Annotated in this window: 20 protein-coding genes, 1 other RNA gene and 1 riboswitch; of the genes, 3 read left to right on the forward strand and 18 right to left on the reverse strand. The window is 39.8% G+C overall.

The annotated features are described in order from the left end of the window. Window position 1 precedes the first annotated feature (1 nt). From holB to tadA, 14 genes are all read right to left on the reverse strand, one after another. A complete protein-coding gene (holB, locus tag NYE61_RS13585; protein ID WP_303450031.1) occupies window positions 2–991 on the reverse strand; it encodes a DNA polymerase III subunit delta' in 990 nt (329 codons plus the stop codon). Between the two features lie 177 nt (window positions 992–1,168). Next, on the reverse strand, window positions 1,169–1,603 hold the full coding sequence (locus NYE61_RS13590; protein WP_095313930.1) for a YaaR family protein: 435 nt from the start codon (window positions 1,601–1,603) through the stop codon (window positions 1,169–1,171). Window positions 1,604–1,641: 38 nt separating this feature from the next. Further along, on the reverse strand, window positions 1,642–1,971 hold the full coding sequence (locus NYE61_RS13595; protein ID WP_095313931.1) for a cyclic-di-AMP receptor: 330 nt from the start codon (window positions 1,969–1,971) through the stop codon (window positions 1,642–1,644). Between the two features lie 15 nt (window positions 1,972–1,986). After that, entirely contained in the window at window positions 1,987–2,613 is a 627-nt protein-coding gene (gene tmk, locus NYE61_RS13600; RefSeq protein WP_118889298.1) for a dTMP kinase, read from the reverse strand. A gap of 15 nt (window positions 2,614–2,628) precedes the next feature. After that, window positions 2,629–4,053 (reverse strand): aminotransferase class I/II-fold pyridoxal phosphate-dependent enzyme, encoded by a 1,425-nt coding sequence (locus NYE61_RS13605; protein ID WP_303450026.1) that lies wholly within the window; start codon window positions 4,051–4,053, stop codon window positions 2,629–2,631. A 230-nt stretch (window positions 4,054–4,283) separates the two neighbouring features. Beyond that, the gene (locus tag NYE61_RS13610) at window positions 4,284–4,481 is read right to left on the reverse strand and encodes a sigma factor G inhibitor Gin (protein WP_095313936.1); all 198 of its coding nucleotides are present in this window, start codon (window positions 4,479–4,481) and stop codon (window positions 4,284–4,286) included. Window positions 4,482–4,576: 95 nt separating this feature from the next. After that, the gene (locus NYE61_RS13615) at window positions 4,577–4,840 is read right to left on the reverse strand and encodes a pro-sigmaK processing inhibitor BofA family protein (RefSeq protein WP_095313938.1); all 264 of its coding nucleotides are present in this window, start codon (window positions 4,838–4,840) and stop codon (window positions 4,577–4,579) included. Between the two features lie 375 nt (window positions 4,841–5,215). Continuing rightward, a complete protein-coding gene (locus tag NYE61_RS13620; protein WP_095313940.1) occupies window positions 5,216–5,431 on the reverse strand; it encodes a YaaL family protein in 216 nt (71 codons plus the stop codon). A 16-nt stretch (window positions 5,432–5,447) separates the two neighbouring features. Continuing rightward, window positions 5,448–6,044: a recombination mediator RecR gene (recR, locus tag NYE61_RS13625; protein ID WP_095313941.1), complete on the reverse strand. Its 597-nt coding sequence runs from the start codon at window positions 6,042–6,044 to the stop codon at window positions 5,448–5,450. A gap of 98 nt (window positions 6,045–6,142) precedes the next feature. Further along, window positions 6,143–6,457: a YbaB/EbfC family nucleoid-associated protein gene (locus NYE61_RS13630; protein WP_095313943.1), complete on the reverse strand. Its 315-nt coding sequence runs from the start codon at window positions 6,455–6,457 to the stop codon at window positions 6,143–6,145. A gap of 286 nt (window positions 6,458–6,743) precedes the next feature. Beyond that, window positions 6,744–8,426 (reverse strand): DNA polymerase III subunit gamma/tau, encoded by a 1,683-nt coding sequence (gene dnaX, locus NYE61_RS13635; protein WP_303450013.1) that lies wholly within the window; start codon window positions 8,424–8,426, stop codon window positions 6,744–6,746. 202 nt (window positions 8,427–8,628) lie between these two features. After that, window positions 8,629–9,318, reverse strand: coding sequence for a thiaminase II (tenA, locus tag NYE61_RS13640; RefSeq protein ID WP_095313946.1), 690 nt, complete (start codon window positions 9,316–9,318; stop codon window positions 8,629–8,631). A gap of 199 nt (window positions 9,319–9,517) precedes the next feature. Then, window positions 9,518–9,620: riboswitch (TPP riboswitch) on the reverse strand. A gap of 185 nt (window positions 9,621–9,805) precedes the next feature. Next, window positions 9,806–10,071, reverse strand: an RNA gene (gene ffs / locus NYE61_RS13645) — signal recognition particle sRNA large type. Between the two features lie 66 nt (window positions 10,072–10,137). After that, on the reverse strand, window positions 10,138–10,596 hold the full coding sequence (tadA, locus tag NYE61_RS13650) for a tRNA adenosine(34) deaminase TadA (protein ID WP_303450009.1): 459 nt from the start codon (window positions 10,594–10,596) through the stop codon (window positions 10,138–10,140). Window positions 10,597–10,684: 88 nt separating this feature from the next. Between tadA and NYE61_RS13655 the strand changes: the two genes are divergently transcribed. Beyond that, window positions 10,685–11,218, forward strand: coding sequence for an isochorismatase family cysteine hydrolase (locus NYE61_RS13655; protein WP_095313949.1), 534 nt, complete (start codon window positions 10,685–10,687; stop codon window positions 11,216–11,218). Between the two features lie 64 nt (window positions 11,219–11,282). Beyond that, window positions 11,283–12,569 (forward strand): glycoside hydrolase family 18 protein, encoded by a 1,287-nt coding sequence (locus NYE61_RS13660; protein ID WP_303450007.1) that lies wholly within the window; start codon window positions 11,283–11,285, stop codon window positions 12,567–12,569. A 143-nt stretch (window positions 12,570–12,712) separates the two neighbouring features. Here the strand turns inward: NYE61_RS13660 and NYE61_RS13665 are convergent, their stop codons facing one another. Then, window positions 12,713–13,228, reverse strand: coding sequence for a type 1 glutamine amidotransferase domain-containing protein (locus NYE61_RS13665; RefSeq protein WP_095313953.1), 516 nt, complete (start codon window positions 13,226–13,228; stop codon window positions 12,713–12,715). A gap of 63 nt (window positions 13,229–13,291) precedes the next feature. Then, the gene (locus NYE61_RS13670; protein WP_095313955.1) at window positions 13,292–13,732 is read right to left on the reverse strand and encodes an Rrf2 family transcriptional regulator; all 441 of its coding nucleotides are present in this window, start codon (window positions 13,730–13,732) and stop codon (window positions 13,292–13,294) included. A 140-nt stretch (window positions 13,733–13,872) separates the two neighbouring features. Between NYE61_RS13670 and hmpA the strand changes: the two genes are divergently transcribed. Next, a complete protein-coding gene (hmpA, locus tag NYE61_RS13675; RefSeq protein ID WP_303450004.1) occupies window positions 13,873–15,102 on the forward strand; it encodes an NO-inducible flavohemoprotein in 1,230 nt (409 codons plus the stop codon). A 75-nt stretch (window positions 15,103–15,177) separates the two neighbouring features. On the opposite strand, the gene NYE61_RS13680 is transcribed toward hmpA, so the two are convergent. Next, the gene (locus NYE61_RS13680) at window positions 15,178–15,714 is read right to left on the reverse strand and encodes a hypothetical protein (protein ID WP_303450001.1); all 537 of its coding nucleotides are present in this window, start codon (window positions 15,712–15,714) and stop codon (window positions 15,178–15,180) included. Between the two features lie 91 nt (window positions 15,715–15,805). Continuing rightward, a complete protein-coding gene (gene acsA, locus NYE61_RS13685) occupies window positions 15,806–17,518 on the reverse strand; it encodes an acetate--CoA ligase (protein WP_303449998.1) in 1,713 nt (570 codons plus the stop codon). Between the last annotated feature and the right edge of the window lie 109 nt (window positions 17,519–17,627).

The following is a 17,627-nucleotide window of genomic DNA, read 5'->3' on the forward strand; positions in this document are numbered from 1 at the left end:
TTCACCTCTGTATTTGAAGCGCTAGTTGTTCAATCACCAAGGTGGGTTGAACATTTTGCTTCAATTTCCTCTTTGCCTGTAGAACGAAATTCAAGCTATTCACAAGATTTTCCTGGGAAAAAGACATTGCTACCTTTTCAACGAGCGGATCCTTGGAGGTGAAAAATACCATCATATCCTCATTTCCAATATGGAAATAGAGAATATCTTTAAAAGCCAGAAGTAATAAATCCAATCCCTGCTCCTGCTCTTGTCGCTCCTTAAAGTGGGCTACCCAGCGACTGTGAATAAAGAGATAAACGTCTTCAGGCTTTGTGGTAAACATTTCTATTAATTGTACCATTAGTTTTCTAGCTTCTGCAAACCACGCATCTCCGCTCCATCTAAAGGCCTCATCTAAATTATTCGTGAGGGCGCTGATGAGCACGGCTTGATTTTTTTCCATCCCCTGCTCGATTAGTTGGTTTTGGAAAGAAGCAGCGTGGAGTGGCTTTAAATCAATAACTTGGCAGCGTGAACGGATGGTTGGAATAATCGATTGACTATTCTCTGTCAGCATAATTGCTGTCGTTTCTTTACTTGGCTCCTCTAAAAACTTCAGAATCCGGTTTGCGGCATTTACAGTCAATGTGTCTGCATCCTTAATCACATATACCTTTTGATTTGATTCAAGGCCTGAGTACGTAAATTCTTTCTGCAAATTACGCACTTGTTCAATCTTAATCGATTGTCCATCAGGCTCAATCCAATGTACATCAGGGTGATTATGTGAATCAATTCGTTTGCAGTTATTGCATTCATTGCACGGCTCTACGCTTGATTTGTTTTGACAGAACAGGCCTTTGGCAATGAGTAAAGCAATTGCTCCTTTACCTGTTCCTCTTTCGCCTTGGAGCAAATACGCATGAGAAATCCGATCTTTTTTAATGCTATTTGTTATAATACGTGTTGCTAGTGGTTGCACTTCGGCCACCTGAGACCATGTTTTCATATGTATCCGTCCTTAAGCTTTAACTTCTTACTTAGATATAATGATTTGACTCCATAATTCCTTGTACTGGAACAGCCGCGCCCAGCTCCAGCACACAACGACTAGCGAGACTTCCCCACATCATGACACGATAAGTACAGTCCGTACGTCACTAACCGGGCGCCTCCGCTTTTTCCCTTACGTATATATATTAATCAGTAATCCTTTAATTTCTCCGATAAGTGCTAGGATATCTACTGTCTTCTTTTCCTGGTTCATAATTTCCTCTGTAAGTTTGATTAGCTTTTCATCGACTTGCTTAACGATTGCTAACTTCCGAGTTTGTCCATCTAAACCGAAATGATGTGATTTATCCAAGGCATATCCAGCATAAACTGTCCTCTGCAGAAACCCTTTCACCATTCGTTTAAATGCGGCCAGTTCACGAAATGATCGATAACGAGCAAGCTTATTTCCTTGCTTCGAAATATTACTAACAAGCTGTTGTAATTCTTGATGCTTTAAACTTTGTGTTTGGGACTGAACCATTTGACTGAAAGCCTGTTTATCTGCACTTGCTTTACGCGCATATTTCGGCTCTAAATTAGCTTGTATTTCGTTTGTAATTTTCATTGGTCCAGCCCCTTTCTTAGAGGTAATACACTTATTTATTAAAACTGTAAAAATGATTCGACTGGAAGTACAAATACCGTTGCTCCACCAACCTCAACTTTAACTGGCTTCGGAATATAGGAATCTGCATTTCCTCCCATTGGGGAGATTGGTGCGACCATCTGTTCACGATGCGAACAATTATCCTTAATAATGTCTAAGGCATTATCTACTTCTTGGTCTTCACATCCAATCATCAGGGTGGTATTACCCTCCTTCAGAAAACCACCAGTTGAAGCAAGCTTTGTTGTCTTAAAATCCTTTTCTCCCAAAGCATTTACTAAACGATTGGAATCCTTGTCTTGGATAACTGCCATGATTAGTTTCATGTGCATAAGCCCCCTTTATTTTATAAAACTGATAATACGGTCGAGCACAGCCTGTTCAACTATGTCTATGGATTGATCTGCATCAATCGTTTGAATTCGGTTGGGGAATTTGTCTTTAAGAATCTGATAACCTTCATAAACCATTTCATGAAACTTAAGGTTTTCAAGATCAAGTCGATTCCTCTCTCTATCTTTATTCGCTGCAATACGCTCTAATCCCTTTTTTGGCGTAATATCAAAAAATAAAGTTAAATCTGGCATACAATCCCCAATGACAAATTGATTGATGGAAAAGACCTCATCAATTCCTAATCCACGGGCATACCCTTGATATGCTAAACTACTGTCAATAAAACGATCACAGAGAACAACCTTCCCTTGTTCCAGTGCTGGAAGTACTTTTTCTACAAGGTGCTGCCTGCGTGCTGCTGCATAGAGAAGTGCTTCCGTACGTTCTTCCATTTCTGTATGATCCGGGTCATGAATAATGTCACGGATTTTCTCAGAAATGTTGATACCGCCTGGTTCACGGGTCGTTATCACGTCATACCCCAAATCCGTTAGCCTTGATGCGATCGCTTGAAGGATGGTTGTTTTTCCAGCACCTTCGCCACCTTCAAATGTTATAAAAAAAGCCCTCATGTTATATCTCCTTCATCATTTCCTGTAGATCTTGATGCCTGATTCCCGTTGCTGAATTCGAACACCTTGATTACGAAGCTGTCGGGTGGTAGCAAGGTGTGCTGTTGTAATACGTTCACCCTTAAGAATGATCGGAATTCCCGGCGGATAGGCTATGACTGCCTCTGCTGCTATATGTTCGATACCTTCACCAAAAGGTACACGTCTGTAAGATCTTGCCTGCATTTCTTGATACGACAAAGCCAATTCCTGAATGGCTTCTGGAAATAACTTTGCTATTTCTATTGTATCATGATTTAGTTCAATTTTTAATTGTTCCCCTACTCTTTTTACTATTTTTTGAAGCTGGGTCTGCTTATTAAACGGCTCAAGCCCATGAATAAGCAATAGCTGATTATGTGTTGTAAGCTCTGGATATAAATTTTCTTCTTCAAAAAGCCGTGCCACATCTTGAACTGAATACGATTGTTTCACGTGTAACGTTATTTTAAGTGGATCATCCTGTACTTCAATTGGCAGGACATTCCATGCCTCGCACTTATCAAGTATCGTCCGCACTTCGTTCACACTTCGTAAAATACGTTCTATATCATTGCTTTCCAATTTGGCTAAAAAGAAACGTGCAATATCTAATGAAGCCATTAATGGATAGGATGGACTGCTCGATTGAATGATTTGTAAATAGTGGGCAATTCGCTCTTTGGAAATAAGTTTGGATTTTATATGTAGATAAGAAGCCATTGTCATTGCCGGGGCCATTTTATGAGCTGATTGCACAACAGCATCTGCTCCCAACCTTAAAGCAGATGCTGGAAAAGGTTTCCCTAAAGCAAAGTGAACTCCATGTGCTTCATCGACGAGAACTGGAATGTTATACGAATGTGCCAAATCTATCATGGCTTTAATTGGATACGTTCTTCCAAAATAATCAGGATAGGTGAGTACAATCGCTTTTGCGTCTGAGTGCTTTTGTAACGCTTCTTCTAATGTAGACAAACTTGGACTCGTATAGCGATCGACTGCTTCATCATAATTTGGGGCGATAAATACTGGCTTTGCACCACTAAGTTCCAAGCCATTCATAACGGATTTATGGCAATTACGTTGAACAATAATTTTTCCACCTGGTGAACAGGCTGCTAACACCATTGCTAAATTCCCTGCCGTACTCCCGCCAACAAGAAAAAACGTATGGTCTGAGCCAAAAAAATCCGCAGCTAATCCTTCTGCTTCTGCAATCATTTCCGTTGGCGCATGAAGATCGTCTAATCCATGTAGCTCTGTCATATCTAACTTTAAGATGGAATCAAAATAAGACCTTGCATGTTTCGGGAATATTTCACCATTTTTATGACCTGGGACATGAAAGGATATCGGGTCTTTGTATGTAAATTGCTGCAATCTTTCAAAGATCGGCATTCGATTGTGATTCTGATTCATCATTGTCCCTCCTTTAGTTTCTTTCGATTATAATAATCGTAAATTAACGAACGACGTAATGACGATGCCTCCCTTACGAGCATCGTATCATTGCCACATGAGATTTTCTTAGATATAGCATGGATGTGGATGGTATAAGGTTTATCCTACCTCGCTTTTGCATTTCATGGCAATTTTATCATTCTCAGACCAACAAAAGAAGCCTTTGCAAGCAAAGACTCCCTGGATAGCTATGAATATAATTTCGGTTGATTGATATTCTTTAATTTTCGTAAGTAATAGTTATACTTTTCTTCTCTTGGCTCCGTATGAATCATATTATACTCGCATTCCGTACAAATGAACATCGTATATAAATGAATTCCCTTCTCCTTTTGTTCCTCACAGATGCCGCATTGTGAAAGTCCTAATGAATTAGCTTGTTCCACCTTCCCCACCTCCGTTAGAAACTAGTATCTCCCAATCTAAGGAAAACTATACGGGGAAACTTTGAAACTTTTAAGTTTGGAATAAAATGGTCTAGCTAAATAATAAACAGATGAATCGCCACCAAGGATGCCAATCCAAATAACCCTAAAAAACCAGATACGACAGCTGTAAATAAATTAATTGGAATGTGCAGCCCAAACATCCCACCGAATACATTAAAGAAAAATAAAAACAGAATACCAATTCCAAGCTTTACTGTAGCCTGTCCAATGAATTTCATTGGCTTAACAGGGGCACCAACGAATAATAAAATAATAATTAGTCCAACAATGACCGAAATAACAATTGCAGAACTCAACTGAAATCAACCCTCTTCCTCAACCTCTTTTTTAGTAAATTTATGCTTGTATTTCGTAAAAAAGAACCAAGGAAGCGGGGAAAGAAAAGAATCTCTCTGTGAAAAAACATGATCATGAATCTTTGTAAGAAAGTAGGTGATTTTATATAAAGCTTGATTTAACAGCCTTTTATTAAAAGTCGTTAGGAGATGTTGCCAAACGTTCAGTAAAAGAACCGCCCCTTTTTCCCATTCTAAAACTGAACCGTCAACATTTCCTGTTTCTCCTTCAATTCTTCATTTATTTTTTCTACACATTTTTCAAACTGTGGTTTCTCAATAAAAAAAGACAAGGCCATCTATACTCACAAACCTTGTCTCCCTTAATCTATAATTCTAGTATACTCGCACTGCACTAATATTACGCAGTCTTGCCTCACGCAGAAGAAATAAATATTTAGCCCGAGCAATTGCTTCTTGCTGCATTCCATTGATTGAAGGCTCCATACTTTGTTCTACAATAGACCTAATTTGTTTCCACTCTTGTTCTGCTTGAATGATTGTATCAAGCAGCTCATGATTGACATCTTTTGTCTTTCGTTTTTTCCCCATGCACTTCACCTAACTTCTACAAATCTCTTCTACCCTCTAAAGCTTTTGATAATGTTACTTCATCTGCATATTCCAAATCGCCGCCAACAGGTAAGCCATGTGCAATTCGAGTCGTGCGGATACCTGATGGTTTAACAAGGCGCGAAATATACATTGCGGTTGCTTCCCCTTCGATGTTTGGGTTAGTTGCTAGGATGATTTCTTTTACTTCCTCATCCTTCAGACGATTGATTAGATCAGGGACATTAATATCTTCTGGTCCAATTCCATCCATTGGTGAAATTGCGCCATGAAGAACATGGTATTTTCCGTGGAATTCTTTCATCTTTTCCATTGCAATGACATCTTTTGGATCTTGCACGACGCAAATAATCGAATTATCTCGTGACGTATCGGAACATATCGCGCATGGATCCTGATCGGTGATGTGTCCACAAATACTGCAATGGGAGAGCTCTCTTTTGGCATTCACTAATGCATTGGCAAAATTAAGCACATCATCATCTTTCATATTCAAAACAAAAAATGCCAGACGGACAGCTGTTTTCGGTCCAATGCCAGGCAATTTTGTAAAACTGTCAATTAACTTCGATATTGGTTCTGGATAATACATCAAGCCTGCCTCCTACACGAAAACATAAGCACCCGCTTTAAACCGGGTGCTTATACTTGGCATAGGGGATCGTAATCCCCTGCCATTTTTTCCTTTAATTAAAACATACCAGGCATGTTTAAGCCTTTTGTAAACTGTCCCATTTGTTGGTTCGTTTTATCATCAATTTGCTTCAATACATCATTTGTTGCAGCAATGATAAGATCTTGTAGCATTTCGATATCATCTGGATCTACAACTTCTTCTTTAATTGCAATATCTGTAATTTCCTTTTTCCCATTTGCTGTAATGGTAACCATTCCACCACCAGCTGATGCTTCAAAAGACATTTCATGCAATTCGTCCTGTGCCTGCATCATTTTCTTTTGCATTTTTTGCATTTGCTTCATCATATTGTTCATATTTCCCTTCATGGAAAATACCTCCTTTAGATTATTCATTATTATTTTTTTCCTTATACTGGAACAGCCAAGTCCAGCTCCAGCGCCCAACGACTAGCAAGACTTGCCGATTGGCTGCGCCAGAGGCTTAGTCGCACTTATACCCTTGTGGTGAAAGTCAACAACGACTCTAGATAAAAGGATGGCCGATTAAAATCAGGCTACGCCTAACATCGGCATACCCCTAAAGGGGCATGTTTCCTTTATCTCCTACGGATCAGTCCGTACGTCGCTAACCGGGCGCTTACGCTTTTGTTTCCTAATCATGTATTTCCAGTAATTCATCTCCAAAGAGCTTCCTAGCTTCATCCACTAGTGGATCTCCTTGTTCTTCATCTTTAGGCTTATCTTGTTTGCTTATATATTCCGTACGGAGCTGTGTCCAATCATTATCTGGAATTGGGATAATCGTTAATTGCTTATCCATCACACTCGTAAGTACGGATTCAACTGTCTCCCGATTATCTAAAAATAAGGAGCAGTGGATTTCATATTTAAATGCGACAACGAGTGAATCTGCGGATGCAGCTGCAGGTTTACTATCCTGTATCGTTGCATGTGCAGGTGCATTCACTTGCTTTAGCTTACTTAAAAAGTTGGCCCACTGTGATTGTACTTGCTTTAATGCAGGCTTTTCTGCTTTTCCAAGCACATCACGAATTCGCTCAAACGGGATTTTATAGCTATTTTTCGATCCTCTCGCAGGTTGCCTTCTCTTCTCAGATGCAGCTGGTGCTTGGACAGGCTGTGCAGGCTGCTGCTTCAGATTGGTAAGCTCTTTTTCCAATTGTGACATTTTGCTCATCAGTTTTGTTACTGCTTCTGAATCAACATCAGCTGTCGCCTGCTCCCCGGCATGATAACGATTGGTAATCGTGAGTATCGCTATTTCGATAAATACCTTTGGACTATTCGTCCACTTGATCTCTTGTTGGCACTGATTCAGTTGGATAATTGCATTCTGAATCCATGAGGTTGATACAGAATCAGAAAGTGCAAGGAAGTTATCATCCACTCTTGCTCTTTCCAACAATCCTTCTAGCGATGGAGCACTTTTGAAAAGCAATAGATCACGCATAAAATAAATCAGATCATATACAAAGCGTCCAGGATCTTTCCCCCGTTGGATCAAATCATCCAATAGCTGTAACGCCTGTTCCACATCTTTTTCATGCATGGCCTTTACGATATCGGTGAGCACTTTCTGGGAAACACCACCAGTAACAGCCAACACATCATCGAGTTCTACCTGGTCCTCACTATAGGAAATTGCTTGATCCAGAATACTTAACGCATCACGCATTCCACCTTCTGCTGCTAATGCAACAGTATCCAATGCCTCTTTCGAAACAGAAATATTCTCTGCTTCCATAATCGTTTGCATACGATCTACAATTGCCTGATTGGATATCGGTTTAAAATCGAATCGCTGACACCTAGAAATAATCGTTAATGGAATTTTATGTGGCTCGGTCGTTGCCAAAATAAAGACGACATGCTTTGGTGGTTCTTCTAACGTTTTTAGTAATGCGTTGAATGCATTAATTGAAATCATGTGTACCTCATCAATGATGTACACTTTATATGGTACTGCGCTTGAAGCATACTTTACCTTGTCTCGGATTTCACGAATATCATCGACACTCGTATTGGATGCAGCATCAATTTCAATAACATCTGAAATCGAGCCATCCAAAATGCCACGACATGCATCACATTCATTACATGGTTCTTTGACTGGTGCATGCTCACAGTTAATTGTTTGGGCAAAAATCTTGGCAGCACTTGTTTTCCCTGTTCCTCTTGGCCCAGAGAATAAATAAGCATGCGAAAATTTATCTTGTACAATCGCATTCTGCAGTGTTCTCGTAATATGTGTTTGTCCTACGACATCCTCAAAAGTTCTTGGACGCCAAACGCGATATAAAGCTTGATAGCTCATAATACAGATTCCCCTCTATGATCTATTTCTAATTATACCCGATTTTAGGGGTGAATGTGAACCAAAACAGGGTTAAATATATTTTTTGTAACATTCATCTGGAGTTACTGTCACATTTCGTTATAGGTGTAGAAGATTTGTTTGTTCTATGGGACTAAGAAACCAGGATGGCATATCATCAGCCACCCTGGTTTTTATAATTTTAAACAGATGCCGGATTCGTTGCTTTTTCCGAAAGCCATGTTTCAAACGTATAGGACATCTCCCAAAATGCGAGCTCATATTCTTTCGCAAGAATAAACTGCTCTTTGATTTTCTCTTTTTCTGTTTCACTTGCCTTTTCCGCTAATCCATCGAGCAGGTCAATCATTTCCTGTGTGGACTCTTGGAACCACTCACTACCATACGTGTTCAGCCAATTTTGGTAAATTTCTTCTTTCGGTTTTGCGTCCTTGTAAGTCAAACCAATATCAGCATATAACCAGTAACATGGTAGCATTGCAGCTACAATTTGAGCTAAACTTCCGGACAACGATGCACGGTACAAATGCGATGTATAAGCATAGGCAGTTGGTGCAGGTTTAAAATTCTCAATTTCTGCATTGGTAATCTTTAAAATCCCTGCATGCTCCTTATGCACTGTTAGCTCTGCTTCTGCTGTTTTCTTTGCTTTTTCTGCCAGCTTAGCAGCAACATGAAAATCATCTGAATGTGCAGCCGCAAAAGCATGCACCTTGCCGTAATGCTTCAAATAATAGATATCCTGCAGAATATAATTTTTGAATGTTTCCAGTGGCAAATCACCACTTACAATACCCTGTACAAACGGATGATTTAGACTTAATTTCCAACTCTCTTTCGTAGCCTCTCGCAATAACTCTGAAAAACGCATAGAAAATTCCTCCCCTAATTTTGTTTAATAGCCTACTTCTACTACAGCTTCATTGGTAATATTAAAAATAAACGGCTAGTCTTCTCTTATTTTTGCAATAATATCCATCAAAACATCTCCTTTCTATAAATTTAGAATGAAGAACAAAAAAACCACCCCGAAATGGAGTGGTTTTATATACAGTTACAGAATTATGTATACGTCACCAGCTCCACTTCCCTACGCTGGTACTAGCCAGTTCAGGTTCAAAGGGATCAAGAAATGAATCTTGTCTCAGCCAAATGGCACCCCTAGTGGATTTTTTATATTCTATTTCTATCTTATTCCATTTTTTCATAAAAGTAAAATAATTCGTACGAAAAAAATCCCAACATCCAACTCTTATCCATATGGCATGCAGCTTAGAAAGATTTTTTCTAGGTGAATTTAAAAACACTCTTTCAAATGCTTTATAGCGTTTAAAAGAGTGTTTGATTGCATTATGTAGCCGTGCACCCACTTTCGATGTGACGACCCTATGCGTTACTTAAGTTCATGGCTCGGCCTAGGCTTCCCCACGGCACACAGAAAATTCCACTTACTGCTGCTTCCTTCCGGACCTGACAGGGTTCATGGGTTCCTGTTGCGTAGGACCCGGGCGTCAACACCACTCCCTTAAGGCAGACCATAAAATCGCCACACCTAGAGTGGGAATTCAGCCTCGCTATAGCGGATTGCGAGTACAGGGCACCGCTACCTCCCCACCTAGCACGGTATTTACCATTATAGCGAAATTATCGACAAAATGCAACATCAAAAGCGGATGCGCCCGGTTACCGACTATTTTTTTCTTTTTCGAAGTGCTCGGAAAAAATCCGTTAGTAATGCAGCACACTCTGTTTGTAAAACACCTGCCGTTAATTCAACCTGATGATTAAAGCGAGGTTCATTCAATAAATTCATTAATGTGCCCGCACATCCTGCCTTCGGATCAGTTGCTCCATATACAACACGTTTAATTCGCGATTGGACAATAGCGCCTGCACACATCGGACATGGCTCCAATGTAACGTAGAGCGTACAATCCTCTAGTCGCCAGCTTCCAATCTTTTCATTTGCCTCTTGAATGGCAACAAGCTCAGCATGGGAAAGCGTCGTTTGCGAGGATTCTCGCAAGTTATAGCCCCTTGCAATGATTTCATCGTTATATACGATAACCGCACCAATTGGAACCTCATTTAATGTTAAAGCTTTTTGGGCTTCTTCAATTGCCGCTTCCATAAATTTTACATCACTCATATTATCACAACACTTTGTTTTAAAGTTTGAATCAATCCAAAAGAGGAAATACTGTTAAGTAGTCATACCGAATAAAGGAGACTCATAAATGGATACATCATTAAATAACACTGCTGTACTATTTGTCGATATTATCAACGATTTTGACTTTGATGGCGGTGATGATTTATATCGAAATACGAAAGCAATCCTCCCGAACCTCATTAAGCTGAAGAAATTCGCCAAAGAAAAAAATCTACCTACTATTTATGTTAATGACCATTACGGATTATGGCAAGCAGACTTTCATAAAATTATTGAAAACTGTAAAAATGATAGAAGCAAGGAAATTATTGAGGCACTCGCACCAGAGGAAGATGATTACTTTCTTATTAAACCACAGCATTCTGCCTTTTTCCAGACGCCACTGCAATCTTTGCTTACAGATTTAAAACGAAGCCATCTCCTAATGGCTGGTATTGCCGGAGACATTTGCATTCTTTTTACTGCCAAGGATGCGTATATGTACCAATTTGGAATGCACGTTCCTGCAAATTGCATGGCATCCGAAGCAAAGGAGAACAATGATTATGCATTATATTTAATCCGTTCTGTAATGAAGGCAAATATCGACCCACTTTAAGTCATATAGCTGACCTCCTTCACATAAGTTGAAATGAGAAACTGTTTTGAAGGAGGAAGTTCTCTTGCAAATTCATGTTGTTACAGAAGGGGAAACATTAACTTCAATCGCTAATACATATAATACAACTGCTGTCGCCATTACGAATGCCAATGAACTAGATGCTCCAAATGATCTCGTCATCGGGCAAGCACTGGTCATCCCCATTTTTGGTCAGTTTTACTTTGTTCAACAAGGTGATAGCCTTTATTCCATTGCCAACCGATTTGGGATGACCTATCAGGAACTAGCAACGATTAATAATATTTCACCAGAGATGACACTTCCTATTGGCTTGCGGATTTACATCCCGCCTCGTGCTAAGCGCGCGATTACATCGTATGCTTATATTGAACCCTTTGGTGATACGGTTTCTGAAACCTTGGAAAATGCTGCTGCTAAAAATTCTCCTTATCTAACTTTCCTTGCATTATTTAGCTATCGAGTCAATCGCGATGGTTCATTGACTTCACCACCCATCGGGAATCTACAGGAGATTGCCGCAAACACAGATACAGCAATGGCAATGGTTGTGACAAATTTGGAAGGACCTGGGTTTAGTGATGAGCTTGGTCATATCATTTTAACCGTACAAGCGGTTCAAAATACGCTATTGGATAACATTGTGAACACAGCGCAGACACAAGGATTTACCGATATCCACTTTGACTTTGAATTTCTGCCATCTGATGATCGGGAAGCATACAACGCATTTCTGCGTAAAGCAAAGGAGCGATTTTCTCAGGAAGGCTTACTCTTATCTACTGCACTCGCGCCAAAAACAAGCGCCACTCAAACAGGGCAGTGGTATGAAGCTCACGATTACGCTGCTCATGGGGAGATAGCAGATTTTGTTGTATTAATGACTTATGAATGGGGCTATAGCTACGGTCCTCCGATGGCTGTTTCGCCAATTGATCAAGTTCGTAATGTTGTTGATTACGCCTTAACAGTTATTCCCGCAGATAAAATATTATTAGGCCAAAATTTATATGGATACGATTGGACGTTACCCTTTGTTGAAGGTGGAGAAGCTGCTCGTGCCGTAAGTCCACAGCAAGCGATTGCAATTGCCAGGGAAAATAATGCTGTCATTCAATATGACACGAGCGCACAGGCGCCATTTTTCACGTATACAGATGCAGAGGGGAATGAACACGAGGTATGGTTTGAAGATGCCAGATCAATTCAGGCAAAATTCGATATGATTCGTGAACTCGACCTACTAGGTATTGCATATTGGAAGCTAGGTCTAGCCTTTCCACAAAATTGGCTTTTACTAGACGATCAATTTACGATAACCAAACTATAATAGAATATGTACTAGATATTAATATCGCCAAGAAGATCGAAAAGACCGTCTCCATTTGATTAGAGACGGTCTTCCTATTTTTACATATTGTTAATTGTGGTTTCCTTTTCCGTTATCTAACAATAGACTCCCACTTTTAATTCTTACTTGAGCAGATTCAAAGCTTCACGATTAAAAGCTGGAATATCATCTGGCTGACGACTTGTCACAAGCTGATCCTGACAAACGACTACTTCTTTATCGACAACCTTGGCTCCTGCATACTCCATATCAACTTGAATCGATTTGTAGCCTGTTGCATCTCGGCCCTCTAACGCTTTCGCTGTAATTAACAGCTGTGGTCCATGACAAATTGCAAATACAGGTTTTTTCGCATCCATGAAACCTTTAGCAAACTTAACAAAACGATCATCCGCCCGTAAAATATCTGGTGAAAAGCCACCAGGGATGAATAATGCATCAAAATCATCGACATTTACATCCTCGATACCATGGTCAATCGTTAACGTAGTTTCCTTGTTTTTCCCTGTTACTTTATTGCCCTTTTCTTTTTCAATCGTGATTACTTCATGCCCAGCTTCTTTAAAAGCCTCTGCTGGTTCTGTATATTCCACATCCTCAAACATATCGGTAATGACGGTTGCTATTTTTTTACCCATTGCTCATCCGCTCCTTATGATTTGATTCATAAAGAGTCTTCCCTTTGTAAGGAAAATAAAACATCACCGATCCATGCCCATTAATGCTCGCAATTCCTCTTCATTCGAAATTAGATCTTGAACCGTATATTCATCAAGCACCTTAAAAAAAGCATGCAAGGCTTTATTCAATGCGTGTTTTAAGGTACATGCTGGGGTAATCACACAATGATTTGTTCCCTTATCAAAGCATTCAAGTAAATTAAAATCACTTTCGAGACTCCGAACAAGTAAACCTACGTTGATTTCCGATGCAGGCTTTGCCAGTCGGATACCACCATTTCTCCCTCTAATCGTTTCAAGTAAGCCCATTTTGTTCAATTCAAAGACAATTTTTCCTAAATGATGCTGCGAGATGTTAAAAACCTCTGAGATTTCCTTAATACTAGCAAGCTCATCATTCGGTTTTGTACCTGTATAAATTAAAACGCGCAATGCGTAATCCGTATACTTCTTTAATTGCATGAATGAATCACCTCGTTTACTTCTTCACAATATTGTAACACAAAACCCGTTTTCACTATTGATACAGTGCAAATAAAACATCTATAATTAAACATGTATTAGAAATACATCTTTTAAAAAACTGTAGGGAGTGCTTTGAAATGACAACAGAAACAGCTACTGGATTAGATCAAAAAACAAGAGACATAATAAAAGCTACTGTACCAGTTTTAGAGGAACACGGGACTGCAATAACAAAACGATTTTATCAAATGATGTTTGAAAACCACCCAGAATTAAAGAATATTTTTAACCAAACAAATCAACGAAAAGGTGACCAACCGAAAGCGCTTGCGAATACGGTTTATGCAGCTGCTGTCCATATCGACAATTTAGAAGCTATCTTACCCGTTGTAAAGCAAATTGCCCAAAAACACCGCAGCTTAAATATTAAGCCAGAGCATTATCCAATTGTTGGAGAGAATTTATTACTAGCAATTAAAGACGTGTTAGGAGATGCAGCAACAGACGAAATTATCGATGCTTGGGCAAAAGCATATGGTGTGATTGCAGATGTATTTATTTCTGTTGAAGCCGAAATGTATACTGAAGTAAAAGCAACAACTGGTGGATGGATAGACTATCGTAACTTTAAAGTAATCAAAAAAGAAGTCGAAAGTAATGTTATTACATCGTTCTATCTGCAGCCAGAAGATGGAGAAGCATTCCCTTCCTATCAACCCGGTCAGTATATTACCGTAAAGGCTGTCATTGACGGAGAAAACTATAACCATTTACGTCAATATAGCTTATCCTGTGCTCCTGGAGGGGAATTTTACCGAATTAGTGTAAAGCGTGAGGATGCTTTCGAAGACCAGCCCAAGGGAGTTGTATCAAATTTCCTACATGAACATATTAATGAAGGAGACATCCTACCAATCAGTGCACCAGCTGGGGATTTCTTTTTAGATGCAGAAGACACTAGACCACTCGTCCTAATGAGTGGCGGAGTGGGATTAACACCTATGATTAGCATGCTTGAAACAGCAATTAAGGAGCAGCCTGAACGTGAGGTTATTTATATTCACGCTGCAAAATCAAGTAAATTCCATGCAATGAAAGAGCGTGTCAAAGAAATCGCTGGGCAAAATAACCATGTGAAAAGTTATACCGTGTATGACAGCCCTAGTGAAGGAGATTCTTTTGATAAAGCAGGTAGAATTGATTATGATTGGTTATCATCCATACTTCCAACAAACGATGCCGCATTTTATTTCTGTGGACCGAAGGGATTTATGCGTGCGATGTATCAACACTTGAAAGCATATCAAGTGAATGACACAGATATTCATTTTGAAATCTTTGGACCGTCCGAGGATATCACCAGGTAAATAGCATTTATAAGGACAGCCGATCCAGGCTGTCTTTTTTTCTACGCTTGTTTGGCAGCACCTTTTCACAAAAAACTACGCACGATAGAGCACATTAGCGAATGCTCCAATTCGTTGCAGCCCTCGATAAATTTGCGCTGGCATGATATACCGTCTAGGATTAAGATTTGTAGATTGCTTTATCTTCGTTGTTGCAAGATCGACCTTCCCGTCATTTCCAAAGTAAAAAGCTTGCCAGACAAATTTAGAGCAATAGTTTTGTTGGAGATTTCGAAGATTCCTCGTATACTGATAAGCATTTACCTGTTCTTTATGCTGCTTTGCCCACCTTGCAGCATTTCTAGCTTCCTCCTTATTCGGATGTCGTAATATCGTCAGCTTCTCGCCCTTTTTATGCCTGCTTAAATAAATAGGCATACTATCTCCATGCCCATAGCTCGGCCATCTGTTTACATGATAAATTCGAAAATCCTCGCCAATAATCCCAGCATGTCCGACGACCATGGAAGATAATGCTGTCTTATGTGAATAAAGCACATCTCCTGGGAGCATATGGATTGATGTTTCGGGATAAAGATGAACTGGATCGTCGGATACATACTTATCACTCATCATAAACGCCCCTATCCTATTCTCTATAACGTATAGCATAAAGAAAAACTTTGGTCCTCGCCACTAAAGCGACAACCAAAGCTTTTTGATTTTACTCCTCTAATGTCGATGTATCTCCTGTTGGAAGGCCCAGCTCCCAAGATTTCAACAGACGACGCATAATTTTACCGCTTCGCGTTTTAGGAATGCTATCGCGAATTTCAATTTCTCTTGGTGCAGCATGTGCACTAAGACCTGTTTTAACAAATTGACGAATTTCTTCTAATAATTCATCCGATTTTTCATATCCTTCATTCAAGGAAATAAATGCTTTAATAATTTCTCCCCGTTCTGGATGCGGTTTTCCAATGACTCCCGCTTCAGCAACAGCTGGGTGTTCAATTAATTTGCTCTCAACCTCAAATGGGCCGACCCGCTCACCAGATGTATTAATGACATCATCCAGGCGTCCTTGGAACCAGAAATAACCATCCTCATCACGATATGCACTATCACCAGAGACATACCAGCCATTAATAAAATAGCTTTCATATTTACCAGGATTATTCCAAATTTGCCGCATCATCGACGGCCAACCCTCTTTAATTGCTAAATTCCCCATCTGATTTGGAGGTAGTTCATTTCCTTCATTATCAACAATCGATGCTACAATACCAGGAATTGGTTTCCCCATCGAACCTGGGCGAATTTCCAATGCAGGTAGATTTACAATGAGCTGTGCACCTGTTTCGGTCATCCACCATGTATCATGGATGCGTAGATTAAATGCTTTTAATCCCCATGTAACAACCTCTGGGTTCAATGGCTCCCCAACACTCATGATATGACGTAATTCTGAAAGCTCATATTTCTTTAATGCCTCTTCACCGTGACTGACAAGCATCCGCAATGCTGTTGGAGCGGTATACCATACCGTTACCTTATTTTTCTCCAGGGTTTCATACCAGTCATCTGGCGTAAAACGTCCACCACGAATTACGTTCGTAACACCATGCAGCCATGGTGCAAAGATACCGTAGCTTGTGCCCGTTACCCAGCCTGGGTCAGCCGTACACCAGTATACATCGTCTTCTTTCAAATCGAGTACCAACTCGCCTGTAGCGTAATGCTGAATCATAGCATTGTGCACATGATAAACGCCCTTAGGCTTCCCAGTAGATCCCGATGTATAGTGAAGCAGCATACCATCTTCTAAATCAACCCATTCGATATCAAATGCTTCAGAGGCCCCGGCCATTTCAGTATGATAATCAATATAAGTATGAGCTACCCCTGCTTCCCCAACAAGAATTACTGTTTCTAATTGTGGTAATTCATCTTGTGGAACTCTCTCAATTAGCTCTGGGGTCGTAATCAGTACGCTTGCTTCACTATCTTGCAGGCGATCTCGTACAGCTTGCTCCATAAATGCCTCGAATAAGGGTCCAGCAATCGCGCCAGTTTTTAATATCCCAAAGAATGCTGCATAAAATTCTGGACTTCGTGGCATAAAGAGAAAAACACGATCTCCTTTATTTACACCATGCTTCTTTAATACATTTGCAAACCTGTTACTCTGTTTACTCAGATCAGCAAACGTAAGCTGTTCCTCCCGGTCTGGCGCAGAATATAATAAGGCTACTTTATCTTTTTTAGCAGGATTCTCTGCATGGCGATCCAATGCTTCATATGCGATATTTACCTTTCCAGTCTCGTTCCAGGTAAAATGCTTGTTTACATCATCCCATTTGAAGTTCTCTCTTACTTTTTGATAATCTTTTAAATTATAGTTCTCACTTCTTGCTGGTATTACTTGCATATCCATCCAATCACCTCATCCTTCTTTGTAATCGATTTCATTATTTCTTAAATAATTAATTGAAAATAATTGAAACATTCGGTAACTAATATATAGTTTAGAACATTTTGTGACG

Origin of the sequence: Oceanobacillus sp. FSL W7-1304 (assembly GCF_037969805.1) — a bacterium.
Lineage (GTDB): Bacteria > Bacillota > Bacilli > Bacillales > Amphibacillaceae > Oceanobacillus > Oceanobacillus profundus.